Origin of the sequence: Mycobacterium sp. E2462, from assembly GCF_001672685.1 — a bacterium.
In the GTDB taxonomy this organism is placed as follows: domain Bacteria; phylum Actinomycetota; class Actinomycetes; order Mycobacteriales; family Mycobacteriaceae; genus Mycobacterium.
Genome location: NZ_LZKC01000215.1, coordinates 1 through 9,828, shown reverse-complemented (window position 1 = coordinate 9,828; position 9,828 = coordinate 1). Strand labels below are relative to the sequence as shown.

The window sequence follows — 9,828 nt, the reverse complement described above, 5'->3', positions numbered from 1 at the left end:
GACCTCATCTCGTTGTCGTCCGATCTTCGGCGTCCCTCATTGTGCCCGGGTCGGCGATGAGACAGGTGTTGCGGCGCTCGGCGGTCGGCGCACTGGCTCTCGGGCTCGTGGGGGTGCCGGGGGTCCTCACGCCGGTGACCGGTCGCGCCGACGGCGACTGCGCCCCTGGGTGGGCCTGGAGCGTCGAGATGAACCAGTGCGTGTTCGTGCTCCCCGCCGCCAACGGACCCGGGGGACCGGGCGGGCCCGGCGGACCGGGCGGCCCCGGGTTGCCGGGTCGGCGTTAACCGGCGCCGGCCTTGCCCCGCGAAACGCGGCGCGGGAACTCCCGCGCGCTGCGTTTCGTTATACTGGCTAAGTAACATGTGATTCCGAGGGGGAAGGCACCCACATGGCACGTACGGACAACGACACCTGGGACCTGGCCACCAGCGTCGGCGCCACCGCGACGATGGTGGCGGCCGCCCGCGCGATCGCGAGTAAGGCCGACGACCCGTTGATCAACGACCCGTTCGCCGAGCCGCTGGTCCGCGCGGTCGGCGTGGACTTCTTCACGCGGTGGGCCGACGGCGAACTCGCCGCCGCGGACGTCGACGACGACGAGTCCACGTGGAAGCTCGAACACATGCCCGCGGCGATGGCCGCCCGCACCCGATTTTTCGACTCCTTCTTCCAGGCCGCCACGGAGGCGGGCATTCGCCAGGCGGTGATCCTCGCGTCCGGACTGGACGCGCGCGCCTACCGGCTGGATTGGCCGGCCGGCATGACGGTCTTCGAGATCGACCAACCGCAGGTCATCGAATTCAAGTCGACCACCCTGGCCCAGTTGGGCGCCGCGCCGCGGGCCGACCTGCGGACCGTGGCCATCGACCTGCGGCAGGACTGGCCGAAAGCGTTGACCGAAGCCGGCTTCGACACCAACCAGCCCGCCGCGTGGATCGCCGAGGGTCTCTTCGGTTACCTGCCGCCCGAGGCGCAGGACCGGCTGCTGGACAACATCACAGGTCTCAGCGCTCGCGGCAGCCGGTTGGCCGTCGAGGCCATCCCGGACCGGCCGGACCTCGATACGGAGAAGGCGCGGGAGATGATGCGCCGCGCCACCGCCAGGTGGCGGGAGCAGGGCTTCGAATTGGATTGGGAAGAACTGGGTTTCGAGGGGGACCGCAACGACGTGGCCGACTACCTGGGCAATCTGGGGTGGACTTCGCACGGGAAGAAGATGAGCGACCTGTTCGCCGAGAACGGTTTGGCCGCGATACCGCAGACCAATGATTCCGTGTCGATGGCCGACACCATCTACTACAGCTCGGTGCTGGACAAATGACGTCGGCGCAGCGACGCGGCCTGAACGACGCGGTCACCGGCCTGTGGAGTTTTCTCGCACCGGTCTACGACCTGCCGTTCTTGCAGCAGTGGGTCTACCGCCCCCCGCACGACGAGGTGATCGCGCAGTTGCGGGCCCACGGCGCGCGCAAGATCGCCGATGTTGCCTGCGGCACAGGGATTTTGAGTGACCGCATCCAGCGTGAACTGCAGCCCGAGAAGATTTGCGGCGTCGACATGTCCGACGGCATGCTCGGCCAGGCTCGGGCCAGGACCGACCAGGTGGAGTTCTTGCGCGGCCCCGCCGAGCAGCTTCCGTTCGACGACGGTCAGCTCGATGCCGTCGTGACGACCTCGGCGTTCCACTTCTTCGACCAGCCGGCGGCCCTGCGCGAGTTTCACCGCGTCCTGGCTCCCGGGGGGCTCGTCGCCGTCTCGGCGCTGAGCACGCGCCGGCCCCTGTTGCAGACGCCCGGCTCCAGCAAGTGGAAGCCGCAACACAACGCCTCCCCGGCGGAATTCCGATCCCTGTTCGAATCGGCCGGATTCACCATCACCGACCAGCACCGGATCCCGCGTCCCGCGTGGACGCGTTTCGTCTCCGACCTCATCACCGTCGGCACCAAGGGGTGACGACCGACGCGACGAACGACCATCGCGCGTCGGACAATTAACAACCCAACGACATAACTCCCCAACGACAACGCCCGCTCCGCCATTCGGCGAAGCGGGCGTTGTGTCAGCTAACCGTCACAGCGGGATCCACACTCCGAAGAGCCAGAAACCCCACTGGTTGAAGCCGGGGTCCCAAATGGGAGTCTCCTGGTAGCCGTAGTAGTTGATCGGGCCGTAACCCCACGGCGCACCGGGCGGCGGTAGCGGCCGATCCCACGCCGGCCGCGGGGGAGCCCCCGGGCCCCAGGGGCCAGGCCCATCGCCCCACGGAGCTCCGTGGAAGTAGCCCCGCTGAGCATCCCCGTGCCACGGCCCGCCCGGGCCGCCGGGTCCGCCCGGTCCACCGGGACCGCCCGGTCCACCGGGTCCACCGGGGTGGCCGGGTCCGCCGGGTCCGCCCGGTCCAGGTCCACCGGGGCCGTCGGGGTGGCCGGGTCCGCCGGGCCCGCCGGGTCCGGGGCCGCCGGGATGGCCACCGCCACCGGGACCACCGGGCCCACCCGGTCCGGGACCGCCGGGCCCACCGGGGCCGCCCGGTCCGCCGGGAGCGGTTGGCGCGTGGAAATCACTGGGCACGGGGCCCCCGGGAGCGCCGTGGCCGCCCGCCCCGGGGCCTCCGGGGCCGGGGGCGGCACTGGCCAGCCCGGTGCCCATGCCCAGCGCCGCGGCGCCGAGAGCACCGGCGACCGCGATCCCCCCTACGAATTGTTTGAGCTGCATAGTCCTTCACCTATCTACTAGTGAATTCCTGAGAATTCCCCCCTTACACATTGAGACCCTAAGTAACCACCTTATGTCGCGGCTGTGAAAGCCCCATGCGCAGCGTTTGCCCTTACGGCGAACCGCGCGGCGCGAGGCCCCGCCTGGCGCCGTCGTGCCCCTCATCCGCCCCCGACGCCGTCGGAGCGCGGGTCAAAAAAGCGGCTCTACCGGCTGATTTGGCAAGCCTACGTTGGCTGGTGGGACCGAGCTCAGGCCGTTAGTGTTGCCGCCGTGTCCAATACCGTTCACCCCGACGAACCCCACGCGGGATCGGTGTCGGCCAAGTTGAATTGGCTGCGCGCCGGCGTGCTGGGAGCTAACGACGGCATCGTGTCCACCGCCGGCATCGTCGTCGGAGTCGCCGCGGCCACGGTGCAGCGCGCCCCGATCCTGACGGCCGGAAGCGCCGGACTGGTCGCCGGGGCCGTGTCGATGGCGCTCGGCGAATACGTCTCCGTCAGCGCCCAGCGCGACACGGAGAAGGCGCTGCTGAGCAAGGAGCGTCGGGAGCTCCACGCGGATCCCGCGGCGGAGCTGGACGAACTCGCGACGCTCTACGAAGCGAAGGGCCTGACGGCGGGAACCGCGCGCAGGGTGGCCGAGGAGCTCACCGACGTCAACCCCCTGCTCGCGCACGCCGAGATCGAACTCGGCATCAACCCCGACGAGCTGACCAACCCCTGGCAGGCGGCGTTTTCGTCCGCGTTGTCCTTCGCGATCGGCGCCTTGCTGCCGCTGGTCGCCATCCTGGCCCCGCCCGCGACGTGGCGAGTTCCCGTCACCGCCGTCGCGGTGCTGCTGGCCCTCGTCGCCACCGGCGCGGTGTCGGCATCGTTGGGAGGCGCCGCGAGGCGACCCGCCGTGGTGCGCAACGCCGTCGGCGGGGGTCTCGCGCTCACGATCACCTACGCGATCGGCCACCTGGTCGGCGCCGCGATCGGTTGACCGAGTCCGTCGGCACCAGCTTTCGGCTACAACCCTTTCGGGGCGTCCCGCACGGCCTGTACCGCCGCCGGGTCACCGGCGAGGTCGACGTTGGCGTGCCGCCCCACGGCGAACAACAGCAACTCCTCGGGCGCGCCCGTGACCGTGACGGCGGGCCCCTGCCCGGCCGTCAGCACCGTCTTGCCCTCCGTGGTGCGCAACGCCACCCGTCCCGGGGCCTTGGCCAGGGTTAACCGGGCCATCAGCGACAGGGTGCGGCGCAGCGCCGCACTGAGGTCCGGCGCCAGTTCCCGCGGCGTCCAATTCGGCTGCGCGCGCCGCACGTCCTCGTGATGGATGAACATCTCGGCCACGTTGGCCACCGGGTCGAGCGCTTTGAGTGGCGAGTAGAGCGGGGGACCGGCGGCGATCTTGTCGACAAGCTCGTCCCATTCGGTCCGGTCGGCCACCTTGTTTTGCACCTTCTCGGTGTGAGACGCGAACAAGGGGATGAGGATGCCGGGCGCCGCGTCCGGGCGGTACTCGCGGATCACCAGGTGCGCGGCCAGGTCGCGGGTCTTCCACCCCTCGCACAGCGTGGGCGCCTCCGGCCCGACGCTGCGCATGGTCTCCACAAGGGCGGCGCGTTCGCGCTGAGCTACAGACATCTGTTCAGACTAGAGCCGGCGGCCGCGGGGCAGGGCGGGTCCACCGAACACCGCGAGCCGGCGGCTCGGTAAATTTGAGTGGTCATGTCCACGAAGGGAGACCCGGGAAACGTCATGAACGCGCACGTCGAGCAGTTGGAGTTTCAGGCAGAGGCACGGCAGCTGCTGGATTTGATGATTCACTCCGTCTACTCCAATAAGGATTCCTTCCTGCGGGAGCTGGTCTCCAACGCCTCGGACGCCCTGGACAAGCTGCGCCTGGAGGCTTACCGGAACAAGGACCTCGACGTCGACACCTCGGATCTGCACATCGACATCGAGGCGGACAAAGACGCGCGCACCCTGACCATTCGCGACAACGGCATCGGCATGACGCGCGACGAGGTCGTCGACCTGATCGGCACGCTGGCCAAGTCGGGCACCGCCGAGCTGCGCCAGCAACTGCGCGAGGCCAAGAGCCAGGGCAACGAGGCCGCCTCGGAGGAGCTGATCGGCCAGTTCGGCATCGGCTTCTACTCCAGCTTCATGGTCGCCGACAAGGTTGAGCTGCTCACCCGCAAGGCCGGCGAAAGCGCCGCCACCCGTTGGGAATCGGCCGGTGAGGGCACCTACACCATCGAATCGGTCGACGACGCGCCGCAGGGAACGTCGGTGACGCTGCACCTTAAGCCCGAGGACGCCGAGGACGAGCTGCACGACTACACCTCGCCGTGGAAAATCCGCAACCTGATCAAGAAGTACTCCGACTTCATCGCCTGGCCCATCCGGATGGAGGTCGAGACCCGCACACCCGCCGCCCTGGACGAGGAGGGGGAGGCCGGCGAGGAGACGGTGACCATCGAGACCGAGACCCTCAACTCGATGAAGGCGTTGTGGGCCCGCCCCAAGGACGAGGTCGCCGAAGAGGAGTACCGGGAGTTCTACAAGCACATCGCCCGCGCCTGGGACGATCCGCTCGAGGTCATCGTCATGCGGGCCGAGGGCACGTTCGAATACCAAGCACTGCTGTTCATCCCGTCGCACGCGCCGTTCGACCTGTTCAACCGCGACGCGCAGACCGGCATCCAGCTCTACGTCAAGCGCGTCTTCATCATGGGCGACTGCGACGAGCTGATGCCCGAATACCTGCGCTTCGTCAAGGGCGTGGTCGACGCACAAGACATGTCGCTCAACGTGTCCCGTGAGATCTTGCAGCAGGACCGGCAGATCAAAGCCATCCGCCGCCGCCTGACCAAGAAGGTGTTGTCCACCATCAAGGATCTGCAGTCCGAGCGGCCCGACGACTACCGCACGTTCTGGACACAGTTCGGCAGGGTCCTCAAGGAGGGCCTGCTCAACGACTTCGACAATCGCGAAACCCTGCTGCAGATCTCGTCTTTCGCCTCGACGCACAGCGAGGAGGAGGCCACCACGCTCGCCGAGTACGTGCAGCGGATGAAGGAAGGTCAGGAGCAGATCTTCTTCGCCACCGGGGAGACGCGCCAGCAGATCCTCAAAAGCCCGCACCTCGAGGCGTTCAAGGCCAAGGGCTACGAGGTGCTGCTGCTCACCGATCCGGTCGACGAGGTGTGGGTGGGCACCGTCACCGAGTTCGACGGCAAGCCGCTGCAGTCCGTCGCCAAGGGCGAGGTGGACCTCAACGCCGACGGGGACGAGAGCGAGGCCGAGCGCGAGGAACAGCAAAAGGACTTCGCCGACCTGCTGACGTGGATGAAGGACATTCTCGCCGACCATGTCAAGGAGGTTCGTCTCTCCAACCGGTTGACGGACTCGCCCGCCTGCCTGATCACCGACGCGTTCGGTATCACGCCCGCTCTGGCGCGGCTGTACCGCGCGTCCGGGCAGGACATCCCCGCCGGCAAGCGCATCCTCGAGCTCAATCCCCACCACCCGCTGGTCACCGGCCTCCGCGAAGCACAGCACGACCGCGCCGACGACCCGGCCGTCGCCGAGACCGCCGAGCTCCTCTACGGCACAGCGCTTCTCGCCGAAGGCGGGGCCCTCGACGACCCGGCCAGGTTTGCCGAACTGCTCGCCGACCGGCTGACGCGCACGGTGTGACACCTCACTGCTGATCGGGGATCGGCCGGCGGCGCGCGACCGTTGAACTGGGTGATGACGTCCACGCACGAATTCGCCACGTCCGCACCCACCCTGTGGGTGCCGTCGCGAGTCTTAGTGACCAAGTCGGCGTCCGACCTGCCGCACGGTGCCGCCATCGTCGCGCGATGCGAGGCCGCCGGCGTTGCCGACATCGTCGTGCTGGCCGGCGACCGCTTACCGCCGACGCGCGCCGAGAGCGACCGCGCCGCGTACGCGCTCGCCAAGCGCACCCTCGCCGTCGTCGTCGCGCCGCCCAGCAAGCGGCGCCTGCAACCGATCCCGCCTAGTGCCGACTGGCGCATCGACCTCGCCGAGGGCTGCCCGGCGCACTGCCAGTACTGCTATCTGGCCGGATCGTTGTCCGGGCCGCCGATCACCCGCGTGTACGCGAACCTGCCCGAGATCTTGGGCGAGATGGACGGATACGTCGGTCGCGGCACCATCACCTCCGCCTCGGCCGATCGGGCCGAGGAGGGCACCACCTTCGAGGCGTCGTGCTACACCGACCCACTGGCCCTGGAGCACCTGACCGGGTCGTTGTCGGCCACCATCGCCCACGTCGGAACGCGCGAGTGGGCGGCGCCGGTCGGACTGCGGTTCACCACCAAGTTCGACGACGTCGCGCCGCTGCTGGCGTTGCCGCACGCCGGCCGTACCCGGGTGCGAATGTCGGTCAACGCCCCCGAGGTCTCGGCGCGATTCGAGGGCGGCACCGCACGGCTGCCCCGGCGCATCGCCGCGCTACGGGCCCTCGCCCAGGCGGGGTATCGCGTCGGGCTGACCATCGCCCCGATCATGCCGATCCCGGGCTGGCGGGAGGGTTACGGGACGTTGTTGCGGGACGTCGCCGCGGCCCTCGACGACGTCCCGGGCGTGGATCTCACGGTGGAGTGCATCACCCACCGATTCAGCGCGGCCAGCAAGAAGGTGCTGCTCGATTGGTATCCGCGCACCAAGCTCGAGATGGACGAGGCGGAACGGACGCGCAAGATCGGCAAGTTCGGCGCAGCCAAGTTCGTGTATCCCAAGGACACGATGACCGAGATGCGGTCCTGGTTCGACGCCGAGCTGGCGGGGGTGCTGCCCGCGGCTCGGGCGCTGTACTGGACCTGACGGCGCCGCCCGCTCGGCAACGAGCCGCCCCGCGCGCCCCCAATCTGCGGCCGAGCCTCGACCGCAAACCGGATTCAAACGCGTGCGGCGGGGATAATCTCACACCATGGCCGAGTTTCGCGTGATCGATCCGCACGGCGCGATCGTCGCGGCAAAGAACTTCAGCAGCGCCGAGGCCGCCTACGCCTGGTTCACGGCGTACATCGCAGACAACTCGGAACTCGGCTGGCGCATGGAGGTCAACGACGAAGGCAGCTGGGCGTTCTTCGACGACACTCAGGGATTCACCGCGCCGGTGAGCCGCCGCCACGAGTCGCGCTGAGCCGAGCGGCTCGCCGCATCAGTTCTGCTCGCCCTGGCGCAGCACGCGGTGTAGCAGTTCACCGGTGTCGAGCAGGTGCCGGCTGACCAGCGCCTGCGCCTTCGCGACATCGCGCTGACGCACCGCTCTCATCAAGGCCGCGTGGTCGCGGTCGGACTCGCTCTTGAAGGAAGGCAGCGAGAACTTGAGCCTAAGGTAGCGTTCGCCACGCTGATGCAGCGTGCGGATCAGGTCGAACAGCCGGGGCCGCGCGGCCGGTTCGTAGAGGCTCAGGTGGAACGCCTCGTTGCGCGAAACATACAGCGAGGGATCGGTTTCGGCCTTGGCCGCCTTGCAGAGCGCCTCGGCGTGCCGCAGTGACGCCGGTGTGTGCAGGGGAATGGCAATGCCGATCGCCAGGCTTTCCAATGCCGCGCGGATCTCATAGATCTCGCGGGCGTCGTCGGCCGACAACGGCGCCACCGCAGCGCCCTTGTTCGTCTCGACCTTCGCCCAGCCCTCGCTCTCGAGTTGGCGCAGTGCCTCGCGAACCGGGATAGCGCTGACGGAGAACTGACGTGCTATCGCGTCCTGGCGCAAGGGTGTCCCCGGCGCCAGGTCGCCGTCAACGACCGCTTTGCGTAGCGCATCGGCGATTGCCCGCGCCGTTCCGCCATGCCCGGCCCGTCCCGATCTGGCCGGCAACGAGCCGACGGGCGACGCCGGTGTGGTGTTTTGCACCACAAAATTATATACAATATGGCGGGGGTCACCAGAACAACACGGAGGCCGGCTTGAGCTCAACGACAGAGCGGGTGCAGCGGACGCCCGGTAAGACACCGCTGAATCGTTCCCAGATCGCCGGCTTTTGGGGCGCCTGGACGGGCTGGACGCTCGACGGGATGGACTCGTTCATCTACGCGCTCGTCCTCACGCCCGCACTGACCGAGCTGTTGCCGCGATCGGGATACACCGCGACACCGGCGAACGTGGGTCTCGCCGGATCCATCCTGTTCGCCCTGTTCCTGGTGGGCTGGGGTCTGTCGTTCATCTGGGGGCCGATCGCCGACCGGTTCGGGCGCACCAAAGTGCTGGCCGCGACCATTTTCACCTTCGCGATTTTCACCGGGCTCTCGGCGGCGGCGCAGAACGTCTGGGAGCTGGCCGCATTCCGATTCATCGCCGGCGTCGGGATCGGCGGGGAGTGGGCGCTCGCGGGAACCTACGTGGCCGAGGCGTGGCCGGAGGACCGACGCAAGATGGGCGCGGGATACCTGCAGACGGGTTACTACGCGGGCTTCTTCCTGGCCGCCGCGCTGAACTACACGGTAGGCGTGCACTTCGGTTGGCGGGCAATGTTTCTGACCGGTGCGGTGCCGGTCGTGGTCGCCATCGTGATCCTGACGCGGGTCCAGGAGACCGAGAAGTGGCAGCAGGCGGAGGCCAGCGCCGCGGCACCGGTGCGGCCGTTGCGGGAAATCCTGGGGCCGCGCTACCGCCGCCGCACCTGGGTGGCGTGCGCGTTGGTGACGATCGCGATCGTCGGGCTTTGGGCCGGCACCGTCTACGAACCTACCGCCGTCATCCAGCTGGCGCAGAGGGCGGGTTTCGACAAGGGCGGCGCCACCAAGACCGCGTCGCTGGCCACGGGGCTGCTGTCGATCGGCACCATCCTGGGCTGTCTGGTGTTGCCGATCCTGGCCGAGCGGGTGGGGCGGCGTAAGACCGCCGCCATTTACTTTGCCGGCATGGTGATTTCGATTGTCGGCAGCTTCGGCTGGGCCTTCTCTGTGCACGACGGCCTGGTGCTGTTCATCGCGTGGTTGTTCTTGCTCGGCTTCTTCGGCGGCAACTTCGCGCTGTTCAGCCTGTGGCTGCCCGAGCAGTTCGAGACGCGGGTGCGGGCGACGGCGTTCGCGTTTTGCACATCGTTCGGGCGTTTCGTCGGCGCGGGCGTCA

The 9,828-nt window shown here is 68.5% G+C and carries 10 protein-coding genes; 7 read left to right on the top strand and 3 right to left on the bottom strand.

The window, feature by feature from the left end; translation table 11 throughout:
- Positions 1–391: 391 nt before the first annotated feature.
- Together A5714_RS10910 and A5714_RS10905 are read left to right on the top strand one after the other, a co-directional pair.
- On the top strand, positions 392–1,324 hold the full coding sequence (locus tag A5714_RS10910) for a class I SAM-dependent methyltransferase (protein ID WP_068285156.1): 933 nt from the start codon (positions 392–394) through the stop codon (positions 1,322–1,324).
- Entirely contained in the window at positions 1,321–1,956 is a 636-nt protein-coding gene (locus A5714_RS10905; protein WP_068285154.1) for a class I SAM-dependent methyltransferase, read from the top strand. Before A5714_RS10910 ends, A5714_RS10905 begins: the two co-directional genes overlap by 4 nt.
- Positions 1,957–2,073: 117 nt before the next feature.
- Here A5714_RS10905 and A5714_RS27095 read toward each other — a convergent pair whose 3' ends face one another.
- A complete protein-coding gene (locus tag A5714_RS27095) occupies positions 2,074–2,718 on the bottom strand; it encodes a chitin-binding protein (protein ID WP_082959685.1) in 645 nt (214 codons plus the stop codon).
- Between the two features lie 273 nt (positions 2,719–2,991).
- On the opposite strand from A5714_RS27095, the gene A5714_RS10895 reads away from it, so the two are divergent.
- On the top strand, positions 2,992–3,705 hold the full coding sequence (locus A5714_RS10895) for a VIT family protein (protein WP_068285150.1): 714 nt from the start codon (positions 2,992–2,994) through the stop codon (positions 3,703–3,705).
- 26 nt (positions 3,706–3,731) lie between these two features.
- On the opposite strand, the gene A5714_RS10890 is transcribed toward A5714_RS10895, so the two are convergent.
- Positions 3,732–4,352: a TIGR03085 family metal-binding protein gene (locus A5714_RS10890; RefSeq protein WP_068285148.1), complete on the bottom strand. Its 621-nt coding sequence runs from the start codon at positions 4,350–4,352 to the stop codon at positions 3,732–3,734.
- Between the two features lie 114 nt (positions 4,353–4,466).
- Here A5714_RS10890 and htpG point away from each other — a divergent pair, with 114 nt between their 5' ends.
- The 3 genes from htpG (at position 4,467) to A5714_RS10875 (ending at position 7,890) form a co-directional block, all read left to right on the top strand.
- The gene (htpG, locus tag A5714_RS10885) at positions 4,467–6,413 is read left to right on the top strand and encodes a molecular chaperone HtpG (protein WP_068285162.1); all 1,947 of its coding nucleotides are present in this window, start codon (positions 4,467–4,469) and stop codon (positions 6,411–6,413) included.
- A gap of 54 nt (positions 6,414–6,467) precedes the next feature.
- A complete protein-coding gene (locus A5714_RS10880) occupies positions 6,468–7,568 on the top strand; it encodes a radical SAM protein (protein ID WP_068285160.1) in 1,101 nt (366 codons plus the stop codon).
- 106 nt (positions 7,569–7,674) lie between these two features.
- On the top strand, positions 7,675–7,890 hold the full coding sequence (locus A5714_RS10875) for a hypothetical protein (RefSeq protein WP_068285147.1): 216 nt from the start codon (positions 7,675–7,677) through the stop codon (positions 7,888–7,890).
- An 18-nt stretch (positions 7,891–7,908) separates the two neighbouring features.
- Here A5714_RS10875 and A5714_RS10870 read toward each other — a convergent pair whose 3' ends face one another.
- On the bottom strand, positions 7,909–8,610 hold the full coding sequence (locus A5714_RS10870) for a GntR family transcriptional regulator (protein ID WP_082959687.1): 702 nt from the start codon (positions 8,608–8,610) through the stop codon (positions 7,909–7,911).
- 53 nt (positions 8,611–8,663) lie between these two features.
- Between A5714_RS10870 and A5714_RS10865 the strand changes: the two genes are divergently transcribed.
- A partial coding sequence (locus A5714_RS10865) for an MFS transporter (RefSeq protein WP_068285158.1) occupies positions 8,664–9,828 on the top strand: 1,165 nt, incomplete at its 3' end.

Coding starts and splice junctions, on each gene's coding strand:
- A5714_RS27095 (WP_082959685.1), bottom strand. CDS start 2,718: ATGCAGCTCAAACAATTCGTAGGGGGGATCGCGGTCGCCGGTGCTCTC.
- A5714_RS10875 (WP_068285147.1), top strand. CDS start 7,675: ATGGCCGAGTTTCGCGTGATCGATCCGCACGGCGCGATCGTCGCGGCA.
- htpG (WP_068285162.1), top strand. CDS start 4,467: ATGAACGCGCACGTCGAGCAGTTGGAGTTTCAGGCAGAGGCACGGCAG.
- A5714_RS10910 (WP_068285156.1), top strand. CDS start 392: ATGGCACGTACGGACAACGACACCTGGGACCTGGCCACCAGCGTCGGC.
- A5714_RS10890 (WP_068285148.1), bottom strand. CDS start 4,352: ATGTCTGTAGCTCAGCGCGAACGCGCCGCCCTTGTGGAGACCATGCGC.
- A5714_RS10905 (WP_068285154.1), top strand. CDS start 1,321: ATGACGTCGGCGCAGCGACGCGGCCTGAACGACGCGGTCACCGGCCTG.
- A5714_RS10880 (WP_068285160.1), top strand. CDS start 6,468: ATGACGTCCACGCACGAATTCGCCACGTCCGCACCCACCCTGTGGGTG.